Genomic DNA, 23,314 nt, shown 5'->3' on the forward strand with positions numbered 1-23,314 from the left:
TACGGTAACACTTGTGATGACCATTGCGCAGGAGGACTGGGACGCGCCGGACGGCGCCGCCCTGCGTGCGGCCCAGCGCGTGGAGCTCGACGCGCGCTACGGCCGCGACGACCACGAACCGGGCCGCAAGCCGTCCGCCGAGGACATCGCCGTGTTCGTGGTGGCGCGGGAGGACGGCCGGGCCGTCGGCTGCGGCGCGCTCCGGCTCCTGCAGGACGGGGCGGCCGAGATCAAGCGGATGTACGTGCTGCCCGAGGCCCGCGGCAGCGGGGTGGCCGTCGCGATCCTGCGTGAACTGGAGGCGCGGGCGGACCGGCTCGGCGTGGCCACGCTGAAGCTGGAGACCGGCACGGCGCAGCCCGACGCGATCCGGTTCTACGAACGCGAGGGCTACCGGCAGATCGAGAATTTCGGTCCGTACCAGGGAGAACCGCTGTCCCGGTGCTACGCGAGGCAGCTGGGCGTCTCGCGTTAGGGTGTGCAGTCGTGCCACCGAAAACCCCGCCCCCGCCGCCCGGTCTGCTCGTCGTCGACAAACCGCCGGGCATGACCTCCCACGACGTCGTCGCCCGGGTCCGCCGCATCATGGGCACGCGCAAGGTCGGCCATGCCGGCACGCTCGACCCGATGGCGACCGGCGTGCTGGTGCTGGGCATCGAACGCGCCACGAAGCTGCTCGGGCACCTGGCCCTGGACCGCAAGACCTACCTGGCCACCCTGTCGCTCGGGATGTCCACCACGACCGACGACGCCGAGGGCGAGCAGCTGTCCACAGCGGACGACGGGGCGCTCGCCGCGGTCACCGACGAGCGGATCGCCGCGCAGATCGCCGCGCTCACCGGGGAGATCGAGCAGGTGCCCAGCGCGGTCAGCGCCGTCAAGGTGGCGGGCAAGCGGGCCTACGCGCGGGTGCGTGCGGGCGAGGACGTCGCGCTGCCGCCGCGCAAGGTCACCGTCTACCGCTTCGACCTGCTCGCCACCCGCCGCGAGGCGGACCGGATCGAGCTGGACGCGGTCGTCGAATGCTCGTCGGGCACCTACGTCCGGGCGCTGGCGCGGGACCTGGGGGCCGCGCTCGGCGTCGGCGGGCACCTCGCCGCGCTGCGGCGCACGACGGTCGGCCCGTTCGCCCTCGCCGCCGCCAGGACGCTCGAGCAGCTCGAACAGGAGCCGCGGCTGTCGCACGACCTCAGCGCCGCCGTCGCGGCCGCCTTCCCGCGCCACGACGTCGACGCGTCCACCGCCAAGGCCGTCCAATATGGACAGCAGGTGCGCGCGTCCGGCATCGAGGGCACCTACGGGGTCTTCGGCCCGGACGGCCGGGCACTCGCGCTGGCCGTCGACGCCGGCGGCGTGGCCCGCTCCGTGGTCGTGCTGGATCCGGCCTAGCTCGGATTGGCGGCGGAGCCGCTTGCGGTGGGCAAGCAACTTGCGCCGCTGCCCGCACCGCCAAGCAGGCCGTACGAAACACTCTCTAAGGTGAGGACCGTGCAGAGGTGGCGTGGACTTGAAGACCTTCCCGGTGGCTGGGGCCGGTGCGTGGTCACGATCGGCGTGTTCGACGGGGTGCACCGCGGGCACCAGGCGCTCATCGGCAAGACGGTCGAGATCGCCAAGGCCCGCAGCCTGCCCAGCGTCATGCTCACCTTCGACCCGCACCCCTCGGAGGTCATCCGCCCCGGGAGCCATCCCGCGCAGCTGACCACCCTGCGCCGCAAGGCCGAGCTGGTCGAGGAGCTGGGCATCGACGTGTTCGCGGTGCTGCCGTTCACGCCCGAGCTGATGCGGCTGTCCGCGGACGAGTTCGTGCACGAGATCCTGGTCGACCGGTTGCACGCGGCCGCGGTCGTGGTCGGCGAGAACTTCACCTTCGGCGCCCAGGCCGCCGGCACCGTGCCGCTGCTGCGCGAGCTGGGCAGGCGGTTCGGCTTCGTCACCTACGGCGCCGAGCTGCAGGGCGAGAACAACGACAACGCCGAGATCACCTTCTCCTCCACCTACGTGCGCTCCTGCATCGACGCCGGTGACGTGGCCGCGGCCGCCGAGGCGCTGGGGCGGCCCCACCGCCTGGAGGGCATCGTCGTCCGCGGCGACGGCCGGGGGCACGACCTGGGCTATCCGACCGCGAACCTGTCGACGCCGCGGTTCGCCGCCGTCCCCGCCGACGGCGTGTACGCGTGCTGGTTCGTCAAGGCGTCGAACCCGGACCGGCGGCTGGCCGCTGCCGTGTCCGTGGGCACGAACCCGACGTTCTCCGGTCGCGAGCGCACGGTCGAGGCGTTCGTGCTCGACGTCGACGAGGACTTCTACGGCCAGCACGTCGCGCTGGACTTCGTCAGCCGCCTCCGGGACCAGATCAAGTTCTCCTCGCCCGCGGAGCTGATCGAGCAGATCGACGACGACGTCGCCCGGACGAGGGAAGCCCTCCGCTTGGCCCACGGTTGAGTGCGTTTGCGAATCGCTGGGCGAAAGCACCCCGCCGATCTCGGCACTCCTGGCAAAATGCGGGAGCACCGGCGTGCGCCGGGTGGTTGACCGGGGAGCAAAGGGGAGAGCAGCCAGCGTGGAGGACCACAAGATCGTCCAGCGCAACATCGCGCTGCAGCGGGAGTGGTACGGGGAGCCCCTGGGGGACAGGGTGCGCCGGCTCGTGGTGGCCTTCGACGTGTCGCAGGCCTACCTGGCCGAGGTGCTGGGCATCAGCGCGCCGATGCTCAGCCAGGTGATGAGCGGCAGGCGCGCGAAGATCGGCAACCCGGTCGTCCTGGCCAGGATGATCATGCTCGAGCGCAAGTGCCTGATCCCGGAGGTCGCGGCGGGCCGCAGGGAGGCTCTGCTGGCCGCGCTCGAGGACGTGAAGGACGCACGGCCCACCGTGGGCCGCGACAACATCCCGGTCGCGGCGGTCGCGGACGACCGGCTGGCGCTGGCCGCCCTGCGCGAGGTCGCCGAGGACGAGGACCTGGGCGAGGCCGCGAAGGTGCTGCACGAGGACTTCCCGGCGATCGCCGACCTCCTGCGCCGGGCCGGCCTGTCCGAGGCCCGGGACGTCGCAGGCCTGACCGGGGAACGCCGCCCGTGAAAAGAGGATGAGCGATGCTGCTGTTCTCGGCGCTGCTGCCGCCGGCCCAGGTGGCCGAGTCGCTGCGGGTCCACCTCGAGCCCCTGCAGGCGGAGGTGACCGAGCCGCGGTGGACCCCGCCGGCGCAGTGGCACATCACCCTCGGCTTCTACGGTGACCAGGACGACGAGGAAGCGCGGGTAGACTGGTTGACGGCGGCGCTGGCCGGGCACCACGCGCCGATGCTTCGCCTCGAAGGGGCGGGCACCTTCTCCCGGGTCCTGTACCTGGGCGTCTACAGCGAAGGGCTCACCGAGCTCGCCGCCGCGGCCGGCGCGGGCGAGGACCGCCCGTACCTGCCGCACCTGACCGTGGCCCGCACCGCCGGGGACGTCCCGGCGGAGCTGCCCGGGCGGCTCTCGGGGTTCGTGAGCGAACCGTGGACGGCCACCGAGGTCGTGCTGATGCGCAGCGAGCGCACCGAGCACGGTGCGCGTTACTCGATCGTGGCACGGTTCCCCCTCGAGTCCCACCGGTCCGGGTGAAGGGCTGCCTGATACCCTGGACCACTGGGTCCGGCTGCAGTCCGTGGCGGCCGAGACCGACTCACCCGGCGCGGCCGCGCGTCCGGGCCGCACGGCACAGGAAGATCCAAGGAGAACAAGGCGTGGCGCTGTCCACCGACGAGAAGAAGTCGATCCTCACCGAGTACGGCCTGCACGACTCGGACACCGGATCCCCCGAGGCCCAGGTGGCCCTGCTGACGAAGCGGATCATCGGCCTCACCGAGCACCTCAAGGTGCACAAGCACGACCACCACTCGCGTCGCGGGCTGCTGCTGCTGGTCGGCCGTCGCCGCCGGCTGCTCAACTACGTGATGAAGGTGGACATCGAGCGGTACCGGTCGCTGATCCAGCGACTCGGCCTCCGCCGATAGCGAAGCTCCGAGGGGGAGTGGCCACCCGGTCGCTCCCCCTCGGCACATAACAGCAAGAAAGAGGCATGGCGAACCGCGCGAGGACAAGTCCGCCGGTCCTCGGTAGTGGCTCCCGGGAGTGGTCCCGGGGGCTTCGATCGAAGACCGGCCTCGTTCCTCGGGCGCAGCCCCAGACGGATGGGGCGCCTGTTCGCCGGACGAACGAGGAGAACTACAGACAATGACCGAAGCAGGCGGATACTCGGTGCACGAAACCGAAGCCGTCATCGACAACGGCAAGTTCGGCACCCGCACGATCCGCTTCGAGACCGGGAGGCTCGCCCGCCAGGCTGCTGGCGCTGTCGTGGCCTACCTGGACGAAGAGACCATGCTGCTCTCGGCGACCACCGCGTCGAAGCACCCGAAGGAGCACTTCGACTTCTTCCCGCTGACGGTGGACGTCGAGGAGCGCATGTACGCCGCGGGCCGCATCCCGGGCGCGTTCTTCCGTCGCGAGGGCCGGCCCTCCACCGACGCGATCCTGACCGCCCGGCTGATCGACCGGCCGCTGCGCCCGTCGTTCACCGACGGCCTGCGCAACGAGATCCAGGTCGTCGTCACGGTGCAGAGCCTGCACCCGGACGACCCGTACGACGTGCTGGCGATCAACGCCGCGTCCGCGTCGACCCAGATCAGCGGCCTGCCGTTCTCGGGCCCGATCGGCGGCGTGCGCGTCGCCCTGATCGACGGCCAGTGGGTCGCGTTCCCGACCTGGCCGCAGCTGGAGAAGGCCACCTTCAACATGGTCGTGGCCGGCCGTGTCGTCGGTGACGATGTCGCGATCATGATGGTCGAGGCCGAGGGCACCGAGCACACGCTGGACCTGATCGCCGACGGCGCCGCCGCGCCCGACGAGCAGGCCGTGGCCGAGGGCCTCAGCGCCGCGAAGCCGTTCATCCGGGTGCTGTGCGAGGCGCAGCAGAAGCTCGCCGACGTGGCCGCCAAGCCCACCGGTGACTTCCCGGTGTTCCCGGCCTACCAGCAGGACGCCTACGACGCCGTCGCCGCGATCGCGACCGACGACCTCGCGAAGGCGCTGACCATCGCGGGCAAGCAGGAGCGCGACAGCGCCACCGACGACGTCAAGGCCGCGGTGCTGGCCAAGGTCGGCGTCGGCGAGGGCGAGGCCTTCGCCGGGCGCGACAAGGAGATCGGCGCGGCGTTCCGCGCGCTGACCAAGAAGCTGATCCGCCAGCGGATCCTGCGCGACAAGGTCCGCATCGACGGCCGCGGCCTGACCGACATCCGGAGCCTCTCGGCCGAGGTCGGGATCATCCCGCGGGCACACGGCTCGGCGCTGTTCGAGCGCGGCGAGACCCAGATCCTGGGCGTCACCACGCTGAACATGCTCCGCATGGAGCAGCAGATCGACTCGCTGTCCCCGGAGACGCACAAGCGCTACCTGCACCACTACAACTTCCCGCCGTTCTCGACCGGCGAGACCGGTCGCGTCGGCTCGCCGAAGCGGCGGGAGATCGGGCACGGCATGCTCGCCGAGCGCGCGCTGGTGCCGGTGCTGCCCAAGCGGGACGAGTTCCCGTACGCCATCCGGCAGGTGTCGGAGGCGCTGGGCTCCAACGGCTCCACCTCGATGGGCTCGGTCTGCGCCTCGACGATGGGCCTGTACAACGCGGGCGTGCCGCTCAAGGCGCCGGTCGCGGGCATCGCGATGGGCCTGGTGTCCGACGAGGTCGACGGCGAGACGCGCTACGTCGCGCTGACCGACATCCTCGGCGCCGAGGACGCCTTCGGCGACATGGACTTCAAGGTCGCCGGCACCAAGGACATCATCACCGCGCTGCAGCTGGACACCAAGCTCGACGGCATCCCCTCCGACGTGCTGGGCGCCGCGCTGAAGCAGGCCAAGGACGCGCGCCTGACGATCCTGGAGGTCATCGCCGAGGCCATCGACGGCCCCGACGAGATGAGCCCGTACGCCCCGCGCGTGACGAGCGTGAAGATCCCGGTCGACAAGATCGGCGAGGTCATCGGGCCGAAGGGCAAGATGATCAACTCGATCACCGAGGAGACCGGCGCCGACATCTCCATCGAGGACGACGGCACGATCTACGTGGGCGCGGCCGACGGCCCGTCGGCGGAGGCGGCGATCGACAAGATCAACGCCATCGCCAACCCGCAGCTGCCCAAGGTGGGCGAGCGCTTCCTCGGCACCGTGGTGAAGACGGCCGCGTTCGGCGCGTTCGTCTCGCTGCTGCCGGGCAAGGACGGCCTGATCCACATCTCCAAGCTGGGCAACGGCAAGCGCATCGGCAAGGTCGAGGACGTGGTCAACGTGGGCGACAAGCTCCGCGTCGAGATCGCCGACATCGACAACCGCGGCAAGATCAGCCTGATCCTGGTCACGGAGGAAGAGGGCGAGAAGCCGGCCGAAGAGAAGGCCGACGCCGCCCAGTAAGGCACCCGCGAATGGCCCGTTCGAGCGTGTCTCGGACGGGCCTTCGTGCTCTCTAGGAAAAGGAACCCATGGCGCGTCAGATCCCTGGATACGAACAGGCCGCCGGCACCACCCGGACGCTTGACGTCGCGGTGAAGCGGACCGTGCTGCCCGGCGGGCTGCGCGTGATCAGCGAGCACGTGCCGGGCGTCCGCTCGGCCACCGTCGGCCTGTGGGTGGGCATCGGCTCGCGGGACGAGCCGCCGGCCGTGGCCGGTGCGGCGCACTACCTCGAGCACCTGCTGTTCAAGGGCACCCGCAACCGGGGCGCCACCGAGATCGCCGAGGAGATCGACGCGGTCGGCGGCGAGTTCAACGCGTTCACCGCGAAGGAGCACACCTGCTACTACGCGCAGGTGCTCGACGAGGACCTGCCGCTGGCCATGGACCTCGTCACCGACGTGGTGTTCGAGGCGCTGTGCACCGACGCGGACGTGGACACCGAGCGCAGCGTGGTCCTCGAGGAGATCGCGATGCGCGACGACGATCCCGAGGACCTGCTGCACGAGACGTTCGTCAGCTCGGTGCTCGCCGGGCACCCGCTCGCGAAGCCGGTGCTGGGCAGCGAGGAGTCGATCCGCGGCATGTCCGCGAAGGCGCTGCGCGGGTTCTACCGGCGCCGCTACACGCTGCCGCGGATGGTGCTCGCGGTCGCCGGGAACGTCGAGCACCGCCAGGTGCTTCGCTTGGCGCGCAAGGCTTTGCGCGACCGTCTGTCCGGTTCGGACACTCCGGTGCCGCCGCGTCGCGGCAAGGCGCGCATCACCGCGGGCCCGCAGTTGGCGCTGCACACGGACGACACCGAGCAGGCGCACGTCATGCTCGGCATGCGCGCGCCCTCGCGGCACGACGAGCGCCGCTACACCCTCAACGTGCTCAACGCGGCCCTCGGCGGCGGCATGAGCTCGCGGCTGTTCCAGGAGATCCGGGAACAACGCGGCCTGGCTTACCAGGTGTACTCGTCGGTCGCCGGATACGCCGACACCGGGCACCTCTCGGTGTACGCGGGCTGCCAGCCGGAGCGCCTCGGCGAGGTCGCGAACGTGCTGCGCGACGTGCTCGGGCAGGTCGGCAAGGACGGCTTCACCGACGCGGAGGTGGCTCGCGCCAAGGGACAGCTGCGCGGCGGCCTCGTGCTCGGCCTGGAGGACACCGCGTCCCGGATGTCGCGGATCGGCAAGCAGGAGCTCAACTTCGGGCTGTACCAAAGCGTGGACGACACCGTGGCGCGGATCGACGCGGTCAGCACCGACGAGGTGTATGAGCTGGCTCGCACCCTGTTCGGCGCGCCGGGAGGGGTTTCGGTGGCGGCGGTGGTCGGACCGTACGCTCAGTCCGAAGACCTGCCGGACGACCTGCACGAGGTGATTGCACGATGACGCGCGGCGAAGACAACCCGATCCGGGTCGGTGTGCTCGGCGCCCGTGGCCGGATGGGCGCCCAGGCCGTGCAGGCCGTCGAGGCCGCCCCCGGGATGGCGGTCGTCGCGATGGTCGACGCCGGGGACTCGCTGGCCGAGGTCGCCGACGCCGGCGCGGAGGTCGTCGTCGACTTCACCCATCCCGACGTCGTGCTGGACAACCTGCGCTTCGTCGTGGACCAGAACATCTGCGCGGTGGTCGGGACGACCGGCTTCACCGAGGAGCGGCTGGCGACCGTGCGCGAGTGGCTGCGGGCCAAGCCCGAGGTGGGCGTGCTGATCGCGCCGAACTTCGCCCTCGGCGCGGTGCTCGCGATGCGGTTCGCGCAGCAGGCGGCCCGGTTCTACTCCTCGGCCGAGATCATCGAGCTGCACCACAACCGCAAGGCTGACGCCCCCTCCGGCACGGCGGCGCACACCGCACGGCTCATCGCGCAGGCACGCGGGGAAGCCGGGCTCAAGCCGGGCGCGGACGCCACCACCAGCGAGGTCGACGGCGCCCGCGGCGCGTCGATCGAGGACGTGCGGGTGCACTCGGTCCGGCTGCCGGGCCTGGTCGCGCACGAGGAGATCCTGTTCGGCCAGGACGGCGAGACCCTGACGATCCGGCACGACTCGATGGACCGCACGTCGTTCATGCCCGGGGTGCTGCTCGGCGTGCGCGAGGTGCTCGGGCGGCCCGGCCTGACCGTCGGCCTCGAGAACGTGCTCGACCTGTGAAAGCCCGGAACGTCGCCCTGCTCCTGACCGTCGCGCTGGTGGTCTACCTGGTGCTGCTCGCCGACCGGGCGGTCCAGCTGCTGCAGACGGGCACCCCGGCCGGCATCGCGCTGGGCGTGGCGGTGTTCGTGCTGCCGCTGCTGGGCGCGTGGATGGTCGTCGCGACGTGGCGGTCCGGGCTGCAGATCCAGCGGCTCGGGCAGCGGCTCGACGAGGAGGGGGCGCTGCCCGACACCTCGGACCTGCCGCGCCGCCCGTCGGGCCGGGTCGACCGCACCGCGGCGGACGCCTGGTTCGACGAGCGGAAGGCCGAGCTCGAGGCGCATCCGGACGACTGGCGCTACTGGTACCGCCTGGCCTACGCCTACGACGTCGCCGGTGACCGCCGCCGCGCCCGCGCCACGATGCGCCGTGCGGTGGAGCTGGAAGCCGTCGAGCGGTCCTGACCGTGCCGTAGCAGGCAACGTTCGGGTTGTAGCGTCGCCCCCCGCTGAGTTGACGCGCCACTCAGCAAGACCACCTAGCCCCGCAGGAACGCCAGGACGGCACCGGTCTGACCGGCGATCGAGTGCGCGACCTCGGGCAGGAGCGTCACCTCCGCGTGCGGGATCGCGTCGCGCACCCGGTCCACCGTCTCCCGCGAGTCGAACATCGCGTCACGCCCGCCGACGATCACCCGCACCGGCATCGTCAGCCCGCGCAACGCCTCGTCGCCGAACACCGGCAGGCGGTCGCGGCGGGGCCGGAACTGCATGAAGATCAACGCGAGGTAATCGGCGATCTCCGGGCTCCGCCGGTGGTCCACGCCCGCGACCACCTTCAACGACCGCAGCAGCCCCCACCGCCCGAACGGCCTCAGCAGCAGCGCCGGGAGCACCCAGCCCCACTTCTGCCTGTCGATCCCGCCCGGGCACAGCAGGGCGAGCCGCGACACCCGGGCGGGGCGGCGGGTGGCGTAGTCGAGCGCGAGCCAGCCACCCAGCGAGGCCCCGACGACCGAGACCCGCGCGAGGCCCAGGTGGTCGAGGACGTCGTCCAGCCACGACGCGTACGCGTCGGAACCCAGCGGCGGCCGCGAGGGCGCGCTGAGCCCTGGCTCGCCGATGAGGTCGACCGCGTACACGCGGAAGTGCCGCGCCCACTCGGCGATGTCGGCGCGCCACATCGCGGCATTCGTGCCCGAGCCGTGCAACAGCAGCACCGGCGGGGCGTCCCGGGGCCCGCACGCGAGGACGAACGTCTCGCCCTCGCGCGCGGGCACCCGCAGGTGCTCGGCCTCGACGGGCCAGCCGTCGAGGACCTCCCGATAGCGCCGCCGGATCTCCCGGCCGCCCGCGTCCGTCTTGTAGATCACGGCTCCAGCACCCCCTGCACGTATTCGAGCAGCCGGGCGGTGTCCGCCAGGCCGCCGATGATGATCAGCTTCAGCCGGCCCCGCCGTTCGTCGTAGACCGTCTCGATCCGCAGCGGCTCCTCGCCGTGGCGTGCGCTGGCCCCCATGAGCAGCGTGCTCACCCGGCCTGCCGTCCCGGGGTCGGCGGCGTCGATCTCGACGATGCTCGACACCTCGACATGCCGCTGCCGCCGCGCTTCCGGCTCCTCCGTCACCGGCGAGCCGAGCAGCGCCTCCAGGTCCTCGTGCGCGATCCGGTACTGCTTCCCGATCCGCACGGCCTTGAGCCGCCCGTCGCGGACGTAGCCGCGCACGGTGCGGACGTGCAGCCCCAGTCGTTCGGCGACCTCTTCTGCCGAGTAGAGCTTTTTGGACATAAAAGGACTCTAACAGCCCTATGAAAGGGAAGGATAGGTAATTTTCAGGAAGGATCTACAGGTGCATCCACGACGCGAACAGGGCGGGGCAGGCGGCGAGCACGCTGTAGCGGACGAACCGGCCGGCCAGCCCCGCGGTCACGAACGTGGACATCCGCATGTCGGCAAGGCCCGCGAGCACCGTCGTCGCCATGAACGGCGGGAGGCCGAGCACCGAGCTGACCCCGTAGGTGCCCGTCATCCACTTCGGATGCCGGTGACACCGCTCGCGGATCGCCTCGACCTTCGCCCGCAGCCACTTCGTGCGCGCGTGCCGGCGTTCGCGCCGGCGGCTCGGCGGCCGCTGCCGGTGCAGCCGGTCGTGCAGCACCGGGGGGAGCTTGATCGACCCGCGTGCGGCCAGGTAGTACAGCAGCTTCCCGGCGATCTGCCCGATCGCGACGGCCGCGCCCACGAGGAACCACTTCGCCCCCGGTTCGCTCGACATCAGGCCGAGCACGAAGACCTCGATGCTGAGCACCGGGATGAGGGCGGAGCCGAACGCGACGCCGAGGGTCAGGCAGAACCAGCCGAGCATCGCGCCTCCTGAAGGTCTTCTGGCAAGGACGCTAACGGGACACGGAGGTGTGCACAGGGGGGTTCACCGTACTCTTGGCCTCCTGCTGACCACCGTATGGTCATCTTTCGGCCATCCGGCCCTGGAAACCTGGCGCGGTGTCAGCCTCCGACAGGTCCGCGGCAGCCCGGTTCGCCGCATTCTGCGTCGCTGTGACGCGCCCGCTGCCGGTGGCGGTTCCGCCGAGTTTCGCCGGTTACGCGGTCATCAACGGCTTCACCTTCGCCGTGGACCTGGCGGTGCTCACCCTCGCCCGGACCGGGTTCGGGCTCCCGCTGCCCGTGGGCGTCACGCTCGGCTACCTGAGCGCCTTCGGGCTGGGTTTCGCGCTGAACCGGACGCTGAACTTCCGCTCGCACGCACCGCTGGGCGGGCAGACGCTGCGCTACGCCGCCGCGGTGGGCGTGAACTACCTGGTCTTCATCCTCGGCGTGGGCGCAGGCCTGGCCGCCCTCGGCGTCGAGTACCACCTGTCGCGGCTGCTCGCGGGCATCGGCGAGGCCGTGTTCATGTACTGCGTGCTGCGGTGGATCGTGTTCGCCGACGTGCGAGAGGGGACCCGCTCGACGGCCGCGACACGCGGGCAACCAAGATAGGGGGCGCCGCGTCTGTTCGATGATACTTCTCGTGGCTTTGGGACCTGGGAGAAGAGTGTTGAATTCTGTCGTCTCGACCTGGAGACACGGGAGTACCGGCGCGCGGGTGCGCCTGGCGCTCCAGCTGCTGCTGGCGCTGGGCCTGTTCTGTGCCCTGGCGTACTACGCGCACGGCATCCGGAAGTGGCCGACCGACGTCGACGTGTACCGCCTCGGCGCCGACACGTTCCTCAAGGGCCACTCGATCTACACCCAGCTCCCGGTGTCCTCGATCGGCGGCGCGCTGCCCTACACGTACCCGCCGTTCTCCGCGGTGGTGTTCGTCCCGCTGGCGATCGTCCCGCCGTACATCGGCTTCCCGCTGCTGACCGGCCTCACCTGCCTCGCGCTGTTCCCGATCCTGCTGGCCTACCGCAAGAGCTCGCCCGAGCTGCGCGGTCTGCTGGGCAAGCCGTGGATGGTCGTCGCGGGCGCCTGCGTCATGGTGGTCGCGCACCCGGTCGCCAACACGATCTTCTGGGGCCAGATCAACGTCCTGCTGATGATGCTGGTCGCGGTCGACGTGCTGTGGCCGAACCCGAAGTGGCCGCGGGGCGCGCTGATCGGCATCGCGGCCGCGATCAAGCTGACCCCGGCCGGGTTCGTGTTGATCTTCCTGCTGCGCCGGGACTTCCGCGCGGCCGTGACCAGCTTCGTGAGCTTCTGCGTGTGCAGCGCGATCGCGTTCGTGCTGATGCCGCACGACTCGTGGCTGTACTGGACCGACCGGGTGTTCCACGCGTCGAGCATGAACATCGGCCCGATCCACGCCAACGAGTCCGTGACCGCGAGCTTCGAGAAGCTGGGGCTGTCGGGCACCACGCTGACCCTGGTCGGCGGTCTGGGCGTGCTCCTGGTCGTGGTGATGACCTGGCTGGGGACCAGGCGCGGGCTGGACGACGGCGACCTGGCGATGGCGTTCGGCGTCAACGCGACCGGCGTGCTGCTCGTGTCGCCGATCTCGTGGTCGCACCACTGGATCCTCGCGCTGCCCACGGCGGCGCTGATCATGGTGAAGGGCTACCAACAGCACAAGTTCTGGCTGCTGTTCTCCGGCTGGGTCGGGGTGGTCATCCTGTGGCTCGCCCCGCACTACCAGGTGCCGCTGGAGTACCAGATCTGGAGCTTCGCGCAGAAGGTCGCCGGCTCGAGCTACCAGATCATCGCGGTGATCTTCCTGATCGTGATGACCGTGCGGTGGTTCCTGGGCCGGGGCCGGCCCGCCTCAGCCGACGAGCTCGAGTTCGAGCTGACCGGTCAGGCGGATCTCGCGCAGCCGGCGCTCGCCGGTGTCGAGGGTGCGCACGGTGCCGTCCGGGAGCCAGCCGGCGCGGCGGAAGAAGGAAAGTGACGCCGAGTCCGACTCGGCGACCCAGCTGATGCCGCGTTCGGCGCCGCGCTGACGCAGCCCGGTCGCGGCCTCGGCGAGCAGGCGGCCGCCGTGCCCGCGGCGGCCCCAGCGCGGCTCCACCAGCAGCGTCGCGATCAGGCCGGTGCGCGCCGCGTCCTCGGGGAGCTCGCCCGAGGCGCCGGCGACCTCCTCGTCCGGCGCGGGCCCGGCGACGCAGAACCCGACCGTGAAGGCGCCCTCCGTCGCGACGTGCACTGTGGTCCCCGGGTGTTCGATCGCCACCGCCCACTGCTCTTCCGCGGCCGCGTCCAGCTGGGCGAGCGCCTTTTCGCCGAGGAAGTCGGCGTACGCGGTGCGCCAGGTGACGCGCTGGATGCGGGCGATCTCCGGGGCGTCCGCGGCGACGGCGGCCCGGACTTCGACGGTGGTCATGGCTGGAAACTTAGCCGTCGCGATTTTGTCGGTGGCTGCTGGCACGATGACCTCGATGGACACGATGAGCATCGCGGTCGCGCGCCGGATCGCGCTCGCCGCACAGGGGTTCGCCGATCCGCGGCCGGAGGTCGCCACGCGCAGGCACCTCAAGCGGGTGCTGTCGCGCGTGCAGCTGATCCAGCTGGACTCGGTGAACGTCGCGGTTCGGGCGCACTACGCGCCGTTGTTCTCGCGGCTGGGCGCGTACGACCGCACGCTGATCGACGAGGCGGCGTGGGCGCACAGTGCGCGCAAGCCGCGGATGCTGGTGGAGACGTGGGCGCACGAGGCGAGCCTGATCCCGGTCGAGGACTGGCCGCTGCTGCGCTCGGGGGCGAAGCGGGCCGGGTGGTGGCGCAACTACGCGCGGCTCGTCGAGAGGTCGCCGACGCTGGTGGACGACATCGTCGCGGTGGTCAAGGAGCTGGGGCCGATCGGCGCGGGCGGGATCGAGCGCGAGGTCGTGGGCGAGTCGCAGCGCACGCCCGGGCCGTGGTGGGACCGGTCGGAGGTGAAGAAGGTCTGTGAGTGGCTGTTCGGGATGGGACAGCTGACGACGGGGACAAGACGGTCGTTCGAGCGGTTGTACGACCTCACCGAGCGGGTGGTGCCGCCGGAGATCCTCGCGCGGCAGGTGTCGCCGGAGGAGGGGGCGCGGGAGCTGACGGCCCGCTCGGCGGCGGCGCTGGGCGTCGCGACCGAGCCCGACCTGCGGGACTACTACCGGCTGGGGCCGGAGGTGAGCCACCAGGCGGTGGCGGACCTGGTCGAGTCGGGCGTGCTGGAGCCGGTGCGGGTCCGGACGTGGCGGTCCCCGGCGTACCGGTTCGCGGGGGCGCGGCTGCCCCGCAAGATCACCGGACGCGCGCTGCTGTGCCCGTTCGACCCGCTGATCTGGGAGCGGGGGCGCACGGAGCGGCTGTTCGACTTCCACTACCGCATCGAGATCTACGTGCCCGAGCCGAAGCGGGTGTACGGGTACTACGTGTTCCCGTTCCTGCTGGACGGTGAGCTGGTCGCGCGGGTCGACCTGAAGGCCGACCGGGAAGCGGGGGTGCTGCGGGTGCAGGGCGCGTTCGCGGAGCCGGAAGTGGACCGGCCGCGGGTGGCCGGTGAGCTGGCCGCGGAGCTGCGGGTGATGGCGCAGTGGCTGAGCCTGGACGGCGTGGCCGTGGGGGAGCGGGGTGACCTGGCCCCGCTGCTGCGGAGGGCCTGAGACGGCGTGCCGGCGGTGGGCGGCGCGGCCGGTGGGCGGCGGTGGTTGCGGGCAATGGCCAGGCCGCCCGTGACTCGAGGTCGCCGTTCGGGGCGCCGCGCAGCCACCTGACACCGCCGCGTCCGGAAGAAACAACGAGGGGCGCCCCGCCGGTCGCTGTGGGCGCCCCCGTTGTCCCCCTGGTACCGCGCTACTGCGTCGCGCGGGTGATCAGTGCCGCGCCCATTCCGGTGCGGGCGCGGATCTTCAACGGCACCTCGCCGGCGGGCGGCTCCAGGTCGAGGTCCAGCTCGCTGGACACCTTCCCCGACCCCGACGTCAGGTCCACCTCGGCAGTCACCCCCGGCCGTACCCCGACGCGGATCTCGCCCGAGCCCGTGATCAGCTCCAGCGAACCGCCCGCCGCCTCGGCGACGGACAGGTCCCCACTCCCGCTGCGCGCCATGATCTCGCCGGACGCCGCGCCCAGCCACACGTCGCCGGTCCCGGTCACCACCGTCGCCGAGCCGGACAGCGACGACGCCTCCACGTCACCGCTTCCCGTCCGCAGCTGCAGTCCCGCCAGCGCCGGCCCCAGCCGGATCCCGCCGGAACCCGTGCGCACCGTCGCCGCACCGTCGGCCCGGTCGAGCTTCACCTCGCCGGACCCGGTCAGCACGTCCGCGCGCCCGCACGGCCCGGTGACCGTCACGTCCGCCGACCCCGCCCGTAGTTCCAGCGACGAACCCACCGGCGCCCGCACGGTCACCGACAGCGGAATGTTCCGCAGCGGCAACGGTTTCGGCGCCCGCACGACCAGCCGCCTGCCGGTCTGCTCGATCCGCGTCTGCTGCACCGCCTCGGCCGGGGTGCCCCGCAGATCGCCGCCGAGCTGGTCGCCGAACCGGTCGCTGACCCAGTTCAGCAGGTTCGACACGCCCTGCGCCCATGGCTGGCCGACTTCCGGATCGTGCCGGACCTCGACGAACGTCTCGTCCGTGTCCGTCAGCTCGATGTCGATCTGTCCGAGCGTGACGCTGATGTCCAGGTCCAGCGGCCCCGCCGCGGCGAAGGTCTCCGTCCGGATCAGGTCTTCCCCCTGTGGCTCAGCCATGACTATCCCTTCACCCAGCCGTGCAGATGCGAGTCGGTGTTCTTGCCGGGACGCGACTTCGTCTCCCCGCGCAGGTGCGCCGCGCCGCCGAGGGCGCCCTGCACCGCCTGTGAGATGAACGTGTTGAGCGAAACCCCCTGGGCCGCCGCGGCCTGCTCGGCCTGGCCCTTGATCTGCTCGACCATCCGCAACGTCATCCGCGTGATGTTGTCGCTGCTCTCGCCGAGACCGGGCGGCGGCGGGGGTGGTGGTGGCGTCGGTCCGGGCTCGCGTTCCGCGGCCCCGGTGCCCGTCACGACGACGCGCACGTCGCGGCCGTCGAGGCGGACCTCGACGACGTGCTCCGGCAGTTGTGTGGTGACTTCGGCGGCCAGGTCGGCGAGCGCGTTCATCAGCGCCAGCCGGACCGCCGGTTCCAGCGCCGCCGAGAGCACCGCCGCGGCTCGCCGGGTCTGGTCGTCCCCCGCCGAGGCCGTCGCGGTCAGGTCCTCACGGAGGCTCGTGATGTAAGGCGACAGGTCCATGACACCACTATGGTGTCATTAGTGGTGTCAGTCAAGGCGTCACGTGGCGCCTCCGCGATGTCGCCCCCTTCGCCGGTTAGGCTGCCAGAGCCGAAAGAGGGGAAGGGAGCGAACGTGGCCGAGACCGTTTCGCCGAAGGTCCAGTTGATCGCGAAGACGGAGTTCTTCCCGCCGGAGGACGTGCCGTGGTCGACCGATGCCGACGGTGGCCAGGCGCTCGCGGAGTTCGCCGGCCGCGCCTGCTACCAGTCGTGGAAGAAGCCCAACCCCAGGACGGCGACCAACGCCGGCTACATCGACCACATCATCGAGGTCGGGCACCTCTCGGTGCTCGAGCACGGCTCGGTCACCTTCTACATCAGCGGCATCTCGCGCTCGCTGACCCACGAGCTGATCCGGCACCGCCACTTCTCGTACTCGCAGCTCTCGCAGCGCTACGTGCCCGAGCGGAACGCGGCGTTCGTCGAGCCCGACGTGATCGCCGAAGACCCGGTGCTGCACGAGAAGTTCCTCGCCGCCGCGCAGGCGAGCGTCGACGCCTACACCGAGCTGCTCGCCGGGCTCGAGGAGAAGTTCGCCGACGCGCCGAGTGCGACGCTGCGCCGCAAGCAGGCCCGCCAGGCCGCCCGCTCGGTGCTGCCGAACGCCACCGAGACCCGCATCGTCGTGACCGGGAACTACCGCGCCTGGCGCCACTTCGTCGCGATGCGCGCGACCGAGCACGCCGACGTCGAGATCCGCCAGCTGGCCGTGGAATGCCTGCGGCAGCTGCAGAAGGCCGCCGAGAACGTGTTCGCCGACTTCACCATCTCGACGCTGCCGGACGGGACCGAGGTCGCCTCGAGCCCCAAGGTGCTGGAGGGGTGAAGCGGCTCGCGATCGACGTCCAGCCGGGGGAGTACGTCCTCGCCCGGCTGGAGCCGGACGCGGGGGTGCCCGCGGACCTGCTGGCGCCCGGGCGTTCCGGCCTGGTCTCGGTGACCCGCACCGCCGGCGAGCTGTCGGTGGTCTGCCCCGCCGGGCACGCGCCGGAGGGCGCGAAGGTGGAGGCGGGCTGGCGGCTGCTGACCGTGCGCGGCCCGCTGGCGTTCACGCTCACCGGCATCATCGCGGCGCTGGCCAACGAGCTCGCCTCGGCCGGGGTCGCGCTGGTCACGCTCTCGACCTTCGACACCGACCACGTGCTGGTGAAGCAGGGCGACCTCGCCCGCGCGGTGGACGCGCTGAACTCCGCCGGGCACGAGGTGCACCTGCCCGCGTAGCCCGCCGAGTTTCGGGTAACACTCTTCTCGGACACCTTGAACCTTGAAGTTCGGCATGCCTAAACTTCGAGTTGGGTAACCGAGAGGTGGTGGCATGGCGCTGGCGGAGAGCGTTCGCCCGAAGCTGGCCCGGGTGCGGGCGGGGTCGGTCATGCTGGGCCCGGCGTTCGTCGCGGCCGTCGCCTACGTCGACCCGGGCAACGTCGCGTCCAACATCAGCGCCGGTGCCCAGTTCGGTTACCTGCTGGTCTGGGTGATCTTCGCGGCGAACCTGATGGCCGGGCTCGTGCAGTACCTCTCCGCGAAGCTGGGCCTGGTCACCGGCCTGTCACTGCCCGAGGCGCTGCGGGAGCGGATGCCGCGCACCGGCAGGCTCGCCTTCTGGGCGCAGGCCGAGCTGGTCGCGGTCGCGACGGACCTCGCCGAGGTCGTCGGCGGCGCGATCGCGCTGAACCTGCTCTTCCACCTGCCGCTGCTCGTCGGCGGCGTGATCACCGGCGTGGTCTCGATGGGCCTGCTGCTGGTGCAGGACAAACGCGGCCAGCGCCCGTTCGAACGGGTCGTCACCGGCCTGCTGGCCGTCATCGCGATCGGTTTCCTGGCGAGCGTGTTCGTCGAACCGCCGTCGGCCGCCGGGGTCGTGCACGGTCTGGTGCCGCGGTTCGACGGCGCCGAGAGCGTGCTGATCGCCGCGGCCATGCTGGGGGCCACGGTCATGCCGCACGCGGTCTACCTGCACTCCGGGCTCGCCCGCGACCGGCACGGCCATCCGTCCGGCAGCGGGTTGTCGCGGGCCCTGCGCGTGACGCGGTACGACGTCGGGCTGGCGATGCTGCTGGCCGGCGCGGTCAACCTGGCCATGGTGCTGCTCGCGGCGACGGTGCTGCGCGGGCGTGCCGACATCGACTCGATCGCCGGTGCGCACTCGGCGATCGGGCAGCTGCTCGGCGGCGGGATCGCGCTGCTGTTCGCGATCGGGCTGCTCGCCTCGGGGCTGGCCTCGACCTCGGTCGGCGCCTACGCGGGCGCGATGATCATGCAGGGCCTGCTGCGCAAGCGGATCCCGCTGCTGCTGCGGCGGCTGATCACCCTCGCTCCCGCGATCGTGGTGCTCGCCGCCGGGGCCGACCCGTCGCGGGCGCTCGTGGTGTCGCAGGTGGTGCTCTCGTTCGGAATCCCGTTCGCGCTCATCCCGCTGGTCCGGATCACCAGCGACCGGCGGGTGATGGGCGCCGACGCGAACCATCGGGCGACCACGGCGCTGGCCTGGGCGATCGCGGGCATCATCATCACCCTCAACGTGGTGCTGATCTACCTCACCTTCGCGGGCTGAGCGGGAACCGCCGGACCGCTCGCCCGGTCGGATTACCATCTCGCTGTCCGATCCGAGGAAAGGCCGCGCCCCCGTGAGCAACGAGCAGACGACGCAGGCGGCCCAGCCGGCGCCCCGCACCATCGCCGGGCGCTACGCACTGCTGGCGGAGCTCGGGCGCGGCGGGATGGGCGTCGTGTGGCGCGCGGAGGACCGGGTGATCGGCCGCCAGGTCGCGATCAAGGAGCTGCGCCTGCCCGACGGCGCCGAGGAGACCGTGCACAGCGAACGGGTGCTGCGCGAGGTCCGCACCGGCGGGCGGCTCAACGACCCGGCCGTGGTCACGGTGTTCGACGTGGTGTCCGAGCAGGGCGGCACCTACATCGTGATGGAGCTGGTGGAGGCGCCGACGCTGTCGGAGCTGGTGCGCCGGCACGGGCCGCTGCCCGCGGCGCAGGCCGCCTCGATCGGCCGGCAGGTGCTCACCGCGCTGCAGGCAGCGCACGAGGCGGGGATCGTGCACCGGGACGTCAAGCCGGGCAACATCATGGTCGCGCCGAACGGCCGGGTGAAGCTCACCGACTTCGGCATCGCCCAGGCCGTGGACGACCCGCGGCTGACCACCAGCGGCATGATCATCGGCTCGCCCGCGTTCATGGCACCGGAACGCGTCGCGGGCAACGAGGCCGTGCCCGCGTCGGACCTGTGGTCCCTGGGCGCGACGCTGTTCTTCGCCGTAGAGGGCGCGATGGCCTTCGAGCGGCCCACCACGGCCGCCACCCTGCACGCGATCATGACCGAGGTGCCCTACCTGAGCCGGACCCAGGGCCCGCTCGCGTCGGCGATCATGGGGCTGCTGATCGCCAGCCCGGACGCCCGGATCGCCGCCGCGCAGGCACACCACCTGCTCGCGATGGCCGCGAACGCCCAGCCCACCCCGTCCGGGGGCCACACCGCGGTTTGGTCCGGGCCGTCGCCGACCCGGGTCGCCAACGGCGCGCCCGCGCAGCGTTCGCGCAAGCCGCTGTGGATCGGCGCCGCGGTGGCCGCAGTCGTGCTGCTCGCCGGGGGTTTCGTCCTCGGCGACCGCTGGGCGGCGCCCGGGCGGGACGCCGCGCTGCTCCCCACGCTGACCTACGGGCTGGGCGGGAACGTGCCGGGCTTCGACATCGGCAGCTACGCCTGCACGTCGGCACCGGTGCGAGACCAGCAGAGCCTCGGCGAGAACGACTGGGTCGACTGCAAGAACCTGCACTACGCGGAGCTCTACGACACCGCCACGACGTACGGCTCCAGCGGCTCCGGCGCCGTCAAGGCCGCGTACCCGTCCCAGCTCGCCGCATGGGCCGAAGCGCGCTGCGCGATGACGTTCCACTCGAACGCGGTGCCCGAGCAGGCCGGCATGGGCCGGGCGTACCGCGCGCTCGTGCCGTCGCCGCAGGCCTGGGAGACCCCGCCGGAGAGCCAGTACTCGGACTATCCCGTGCGCAAGGTTTACTGCCTGCTGGCCAACGCCGACGGCAGTGCCTCGACCGGCACGGCCGCCACCGGCCTCAAGTAGCGCAGCAGAAGTTCCGGCGAGGCCGGGGCGCTGCCGGTGATTCTCCGGCAGCCGCCCCCGGCTGCCTGCCGATCGTGCCGAACCGGCAGGTCGTCGCGGAGATCGTCGCGCTGAGGAGGTACCGTCAGACCATGTCCACTCCACCTACCGCAGCGCCCGGCAGGCCGTTCGGACGCGTGCTCACCGCGATGGTCACCCCCTTGGACGCCGACGGCGCAGTGGACCTGAAGCGCGCCGGTGAGCTCGCCGAGCACCTGGTGGAACTGGGCAACGACGGTCTCGTCGTCAACGGCACCACCGGTGAGAGCCCGACGACCTCCGACACGGAGAAGGCGGACGTGATCCGCGCCGTGGTCGAGGCGGTCGGCGACAGGGCCACCGTGGTCGCGGGCGCGGGCACGTACAACACGAGCCACAGCGTGGAGCTGGCGCAGCAGGCCGAAAAGGCCGGCGCGCACGGCCTCCTGCTGGTCACCCCGTACTACTCCCGGCCCTCGCAGGCCGGGCTGTACGCGCACTTCACCACGGTCGCGGACGCGGCCGGCCTGCCGGTGATGCTCTACGACATCCCGCCGCGCTCGATCGTGCCGATCGAGGTCGACACGCTGCGCCGGCTCGCCGAGCACCCGCGCATCCTCGCGGTCAAGGACGCCAAGGGCGACCTGCTCGCCGGCAGCGAGGTCATCGCGAACACGCACCTGGCCTACTACTCCGGCGACGACGCGCTGAACCTGCCGTGGCTCTCGGTCGGCGCGACCGGTGTGGTCAGCGTGATCGGCCACGTCGTCGCGGGCCGGATCCGCGCGATGCTCGACGCCTACGAAGACGGGGACACCTCCACCGCGCGCACCAACCACCGCGGCATGCTGCCGGTCTACCGGGCCATGTCGCGGGTGGGCGGGGTGGTGTTCGCCAAGACGGCCCTGCGGCTGCGGGGCCACAATGTGGGCGAACCGCGGCTGCCGCTCGTGCCCGCGACGGACGAGCAGGTGCGCGCGATCGAGGGCGACCTGACCCAGGCGGGGGTCCCCCTCGACGAGTCGCGCAGCACCGACTGGCACAGTTCGAGGGTCGCGCAAGCGGACTCGGCGGCGGCCTACGTCGCGCCGACAACTCATACCAGCGTTGGGATCATTCCTAGGTGACCTCGTTTTCTCCGCCCAGCGGACCCGGACCGACGAACAACCCGCCCACCCTTCCCGACGGTGCCCTGCGCGTGGTCGCGCTCGGCGGCATCGGCGAGGTCGGCCGCAACATGACCGTGTTCGAGCACGCCGGCAGGCTGCTCATCGTGGACTGCGGGGTGCTCTTCCCCGAGGACGCGCAGCCCGGCGTGGACCTGATCCTGCCCGACTTCCGGGCGATCGAGGAGCGGCTCGACGACATCGACGCGCTCGTGCTGACCCACGGCCACGAGGACCACATCGGCGCCGTGCCGTTCCTCCTGCGCATGCGCCCGGACCTGCCGGTCTACGGTTCCCGCTTCACCCTCGCCCTGCTCGACGCGAAGTGCCGCGAGCACCGGCAGCGGCCGAAGCTGATCGAGGTGACCGAGTCCGAGCGGCGGACGGTCGGCCCCTTCGAGCTCGAGTTCTTCGCGGTCAACCACTCCATCCCGGACGCGCTCGCGGTCGCCATCCGCACGCCGGCCGGGGTGGTGCTGCACACCGGCGACATCAAGCTCGACCAGCTGCCCCTGGACGGACGGCTGACCGACCTGGCCGGGTTCTCCCGGCTCGGCGACGAGGGCGTCGACCTGCTGTGCATCGACTCCACCAACGCCGAGGTGCCCGGGTTCGTCACGCCCGAGCGCGACATCGGGCCGGTGCTCGACGACGTGATCGGCCGGGTCACCCAGCGCGTGATCGTCGCCTGCTTCGCCAGCCACGTGCACCGCGTGCAGCAGGTGCTCGACGCGGCGGTCCGGCACGGCAAGCGGGTCGCGTTCGTGGGCCGGTCCATGGTCCGCAACATGGGCATCGCGGCGGACCTCGGGCTGCTGGAGATCCCCCAGGGCCTGCTGATCGACCTGGACCAGGCGGTCAACCTGCCGGCGACCAAGGTGCTGTTCGTCTCGACCGGTTCGCAGGGCGAGCCGCTCTCGGCGCTGTCGCGGATGGCGCGCGGCGAGCACCGGCAGATCTCCATCCGCGCGGGCGACACGGTCGTGCTGGCCAGCTCGCTGATCCCGGGCAACGAGACCGCGGTGTTCGGGGTCGTCAACGGCCTGGTCCGGCTCGGCGCGCACGTCGTGCACCAGGGCAACGCCAAGGTGCACGTGTCGGGGCACGCCTCGGCCGGTGAGCTGCTGTTCCTGTACAACGCGATCCGCCCCAGCAACGTGATGCCGGTGCACGGCGAGTGGCGGCACCTGCGCGCCAACGGCGAGCTCGCGGTGCGCACGGGCGTGGCGCCGGAGAACGTGGTGCTCGCCGAGGACGGGGTCGTGGTCGACCTCGTCGACGGACAGGCGCGCGCGACGGGCCGCGTCGAGGTGGGGCACGTGTACGTCGACGGCCTGTCGGTCGGCGATGTCGGCGAGTCGACGCTCTCGGACCGGCTGGTCCTGGGCGAGGGTGGCTTCATCTCGATCACCGTCGTGGTGGACTCGACCACCGGGCGCGCGATGGGCACCCCGACCGTCTCCGGGCGTGGTTTCTCCGACGACCCGAAGGCGCTGGACGCGGTCGTGCCACTGGTGGAGATGGAGCTGTCGCGGACCGAGGCGGAGGGCATCACCGAGAGCCACCGCATCGCGCAGTCGGTTCGCCGGACCGTGGGACGCTGGGTGGCCGAGACGTATCGCCGCCGGCCGATGATCGTGCCCACCGTCATCCCGGTCTGAACCACTGCGACGAACGGAGTAAC

The 23,314-nt window shown here is 71.6% G+C and carries 24 protein-coding genes and 1 pseudogene; 19 read left to right on the top strand and 6 right to left on the bottom strand.

The features are described 5' to 3' along the window. Nucleotides 1-16 precede the first annotated feature (16 nt). The 10 genes from LWP59_RS10945 to LWP59_RS10990 all read left to right on the top strand — a co-directional run bounded on the left by LWP59_RS10945 (nt 17) and on the right by LWP59_RS10990 (nt 9,078). Nucleotides 17-475, top strand: coding sequence for a GNAT family N-acetyltransferase (locus tag LWP59_RS10945; protein WP_144643984.1), 459 nt, complete (start codon nt 17-19; stop codon nt 473-475). Nucleotides 476-486: 11 nt separating this feature from the next. Beyond that, nucleotides 487-1,389, top strand: a complete 903-nt coding sequence (gene truB / locus LWP59_RS10950; protein ID WP_267903844.1) for a tRNA pseudouridine(55) synthase TruB — start codon at nt 487-489, stop codon at nt 1,387-1,389. Nucleotides 1,390-1,488: 99 nt separating this feature from the next. Continuing rightward, nucleotides 1,489-2,445 (top strand): bifunctional riboflavin kinase/FAD synthetase, encoded by a 957-nt coding sequence (locus tag LWP59_RS10955; RefSeq protein WP_144643986.1) that lies wholly within the window; start codon nt 1,489-1,491, stop codon nt 2,443-2,445. Nucleotides 2,446-2,563: 118 nt separating this feature from the next. Further along, nucleotides 2,564-3,082, top strand: a complete 519-nt coding sequence (locus LWP59_RS10960; protein WP_144643988.1) for a helix-turn-helix domain-containing protein — start codon at nt 2,564-2,566, stop codon at nt 3,080-3,082. Between the two features lie 14 nt (nt 3,083-3,096). After that, nucleotides 3,097-3,606, top strand: a complete 510-nt coding sequence (gene thpR / locus LWP59_RS10965) for an RNA 2',3'-cyclic phosphodiesterase (protein WP_144643990.1) — start codon at nt 3,097-3,099, stop codon at nt 3,604-3,606. Nucleotides 3,607-3,728: 122 nt separating this feature from the next. Then, the gene (gene rpsO, locus LWP59_RS10970; protein WP_144643992.1) at nt 3,729-3,998 is read left to right on the top strand and encodes a 30S ribosomal protein S15; all 270 of its coding nucleotides are present in this window, start codon (nt 3,729-3,731) and stop codon (nt 3,996-3,998) included. 220 nt (nt 3,999-4,218) lie between these two features. After that, nucleotides 4,219-6,453, top strand: coding sequence for a polyribonucleotide nucleotidyltransferase (locus tag LWP59_RS10975; protein WP_144643995.1), 2,235 nt, complete (start codon nt 4,219-4,221; stop codon nt 6,451-6,453). 68 nt (nt 6,454-6,521) lie between these two features. Beyond that, on the top strand, nt 6,522-7,871 hold the full coding sequence (locus LWP59_RS10980) for a M16 family metallopeptidase (protein WP_144643997.1): 1,350 nt from the start codon (nt 6,522-6,524) through the stop codon (nt 7,869-7,871). After that, nucleotides 7,868-8,632: a 4-hydroxy-tetrahydrodipicolinate reductase gene (gene dapB / locus LWP59_RS10985; protein ID WP_144643999.1), complete on the top strand. Its 765-nt coding sequence runs from the start codon at nt 7,868-7,870 to the stop codon at nt 8,630-8,632. The genes LWP59_RS10980 and dapB overlap by 4 nt, the downstream gene beginning before the upstream one ends. Beyond that, the gene (locus LWP59_RS10990; protein ID WP_144644001.1) at nt 8,629-9,078 is read left to right on the top strand and encodes a hypothetical protein; all 450 of its coding nucleotides are present in this window, start codon (nt 8,629-8,631) and stop codon (nt 9,076-9,078) included. Before dapB ends, LWP59_RS10990 begins: the two co-directional genes overlap by 4 nt. A gap of 74 nt (nt 9,079-9,152) precedes the next feature. On the opposite strand, the gene LWP59_RS10995 is transcribed toward LWP59_RS10990, so the two are convergent. The 3 genes from LWP59_RS10995 to LWP59_RS11005 are packed head-to-tail and all read right to left on the bottom strand — an operon-like array spanning nt 9,153 to nt 10,979. Further along, nucleotides 9,153-9,986: an alpha/beta fold hydrolase gene (locus LWP59_RS10995; RefSeq protein WP_222425716.1), complete on the bottom strand. Its 834-nt coding sequence runs from the start codon at nt 9,984-9,986 to the stop codon at nt 9,153-9,155. Continuing rightward, entirely contained in the window at nt 9,983-10,402 is a 420-nt protein-coding gene (locus LWP59_RS11000) for a helix-turn-helix domain-containing protein (protein ID WP_144644005.1), read from the bottom strand. Before LWP59_RS11000 ends, LWP59_RS10995 begins: the two co-directional genes overlap by 4 nt. A gap of 55 nt (nt 10,403-10,457) precedes the next feature. Beyond that, the gene (locus LWP59_RS11005; RefSeq protein ID WP_144644007.1) at nt 10,458-10,979 is read right to left on the bottom strand and encodes a hypothetical protein; all 522 of its coding nucleotides are present in this window, start codon (nt 10,977-10,979) and stop codon (nt 10,458-10,460) included. Nucleotides 10,980-11,170: 191 nt separating this feature from the next. Between LWP59_RS11005 and LWP59_RS11010 the strand changes: the two genes are divergently transcribed. Beyond that, on the top strand, nt 11,171-11,614 hold the full coding sequence (locus tag LWP59_RS11010) for a GtrA family protein (RefSeq protein WP_229858313.1): 444 nt from the start codon (nt 11,171-11,173) through the stop codon (nt 11,612-11,614). A 19-nt stretch (nt 11,615-11,633) separates the two neighbouring features. Further along, a pseudogene (locus LWP59_RS11015) lies at nt 11,634-12,599 on the top strand (glycosyltransferase family 87 protein); the annotation flags it as partial. Between the two features lie 279 nt (nt 12,600-12,878). On the opposite strand, the gene LWP59_RS11020 reads toward LWP59_RS11015, so the two are convergent. After that, nucleotides 12,879-13,436: a GNAT family N-acetyltransferase gene (locus tag LWP59_RS11020; protein WP_144644010.1), complete on the bottom strand. Its 558-nt coding sequence runs from the start codon at nt 13,434-13,436 to the stop codon at nt 12,879-12,881. A gap of 55 nt (nt 13,437-13,491) precedes the next feature. Here LWP59_RS11020 and LWP59_RS11025 point away from each other — a divergent pair, with 55 nt between their 5' ends. Next, nucleotides 13,492-14,694 (top strand): winged helix-turn-helix domain-containing protein, encoded by a 1,203-nt coding sequence (locus tag LWP59_RS11025; RefSeq protein WP_144644012.1) that lies wholly within the window; start codon nt 13,492-13,494, stop codon nt 14,692-14,694. 190 nt (nt 14,695-14,884) lie between these two features. Here LWP59_RS11025 and LWP59_RS11030 read toward each other — a convergent pair whose 3' ends face one another. Continuing rightward, the gene (locus tag LWP59_RS11030) at nt 14,885-15,787 is read right to left on the bottom strand and encodes a DUF4097 family beta strand repeat-containing protein (protein ID WP_144644014.1); all 903 of its coding nucleotides are present in this window, start codon (nt 15,785-15,787) and stop codon (nt 14,885-14,887) included. 2 nt (nt 15,788-15,789) lie between these two features. Next, on the bottom strand, nt 15,790-16,311 hold the full coding sequence (locus LWP59_RS11035; protein ID WP_191334870.1) for a toxin-antitoxin system HicB family antitoxin: 522 nt from the start codon (nt 16,309-16,311) through the stop codon (nt 15,790-15,792). Nucleotides 16,312-16,425: 114 nt separating this feature from the next. On the opposite strand from LWP59_RS11035, the gene thyX reads away from it, so the two are divergent. From thyX to LWP59_RS11065, 6 genes are all read left to right on the top strand, one after another. Continuing rightward, nucleotides 16,426-17,178, top strand: coding sequence for an FAD-dependent thymidylate synthase (gene thyX, locus LWP59_RS11040; protein ID WP_144646210.1), 753 nt, complete (start codon nt 16,426-16,428; stop codon nt 17,176-17,178). Next, complete coding sequence (locus LWP59_RS11045; protein ID WP_144646208.1) at nt 17,175-17,573, top strand: ACT domain-containing protein; 399 nt, start codon at nt 17,175-17,177, stop codon at nt 17,571-17,573. Before thyX ends, LWP59_RS11045 begins: the two co-directional genes overlap by 4 nt. Nucleotides 17,574-17,667: 94 nt before the next feature. Then, on the top strand, nt 17,668-18,906 hold the full coding sequence (locus LWP59_RS11050; protein WP_186383657.1) for an Nramp family divalent metal transporter: 1,239 nt from the start codon (nt 17,668-17,670) through the stop codon (nt 18,904-18,906). A gap of 73 nt (nt 18,907-18,979) precedes the next feature. Then, a complete protein-coding gene (locus tag LWP59_RS11055) occupies nt 18,980-20,446 on the top strand; it encodes a serine/threonine-protein kinase (RefSeq protein WP_144646206.1) in 1,467 nt (488 codons plus the stop codon). A 131-nt stretch (nt 20,447-20,577) separates the two neighbouring features. Next, the gene (gene dapA, locus LWP59_RS11060; RefSeq protein WP_144646204.1) at nt 20,578-21,591 is read left to right on the top strand and encodes a 4-hydroxy-tetrahydrodipicolinate synthase; all 1,014 of its coding nucleotides are present in this window, start codon (nt 20,578-20,580) and stop codon (nt 21,589-21,591) included. Further along, entirely contained in the window at nt 21,588-23,291 is a 1,704-nt protein-coding gene (locus LWP59_RS11065) for a ribonuclease J (RefSeq protein ID WP_308431780.1), read from the top strand. Before dapA ends, LWP59_RS11065 begins: the two co-directional genes overlap by 4 nt. The last annotated feature ends 23 nt before the right edge of the window (nt 23,292-23,314 follow it).

Source organism: Amycolatopsis acidiphila, from assembly GCF_021391495.1.
GTDB lineage: Bacteria > Actinomycetota > Actinomycetes > Mycobacteriales > Pseudonocardiaceae > Amycolatopsis_E > Amycolatopsis_E acidiphila.

Bases quoted from the DNA above. Each gene is read 5' to 3' on its own strand.
- LWP59_RS11050 (WP_186383657.1), top strand. From the start codon at position 17,668: ATGGCGCTGGCGGAGAGCGTTCGCCCGAAGCTGGCCCGGGTGCGGGCG.
- thpR (WP_144643990.1), top strand. From the start codon at position 3,097: ATGCTGCTGTTCTCGGCGCTGCTGCCGCCGGCCCAGGTGGCCGAGTCG.
- dapB (WP_144643999.1), top strand. From the start codon at position 7,868: ATGACGCGCGGCGAAGACAACCCGATCCGGGTCGGTGTGCTCGGCGCC.
- LWP59_RS11025 (WP_144644012.1), top strand. From the start codon at position 13,492: ATGGACACGATGAGCATCGCGGTCGCGCGCCGGATCGCGCTCGCCGCA.
- LWP59_RS10980 (WP_144643997.1), top strand. From the start codon at position 6,522: ATGGCGCGTCAGATCCCTGGATACGAACAGGCCGCCGGCACCACCCGG.
- LWP59_RS11000 (WP_144644005.1), bottom strand. From the start codon at position 10,402: ATGTCCAAAAAGCTCTACTCGGCAGAAGAGGTCGCCGAACGACTGGGG.
- LWP59_RS11035 (WP_191334870.1), bottom strand. From the start codon at position 16,311: ATGGACCTGTCGCCTTACATCACGAGCCTCCGTGAGGACCTGACCGCG.
- dapA (WP_144646204.1), top strand. From the start codon at position 20,578: ATGTCCACTCCACCTACCGCAGCGCCCGGCAGGCCGTTCGGACGCGTG.
- LWP59_RS10945 (WP_144643984.1), top strand. From the start codon at position 17: ATGACCATTGCGCAGGAGGACTGGGACGCGCCGGACGGCGCCGCCCTG.
- LWP59_RS10975 (WP_144643995.1), top strand. From the start codon at position 4,219: ATGACCGAAGCAGGCGGATACTCGGTGCACGAAACCGAAGCCGTCATC.
- LWP59_RS11030 (WP_144644014.1), bottom strand. From the start codon at position 15,787: ATGGCTGAGCCACAGGGGGAAGACCTGATCCGGACGGAGACCTTCGCC.
- LWP59_RS11020 (WP_144644010.1), bottom strand. From the start codon at position 13,436: ATGACCACCGTCGAAGTCCGGGCCGCCGTCGCCGCGGACGCCCCGGAG.
- LWP59_RS11005 (WP_144644007.1), bottom strand. From the start codon at position 10,979: ATGCTCGGCTGGTTCTGCCTGACCCTCGGCGTCGCGTTCGGCTCCGCC.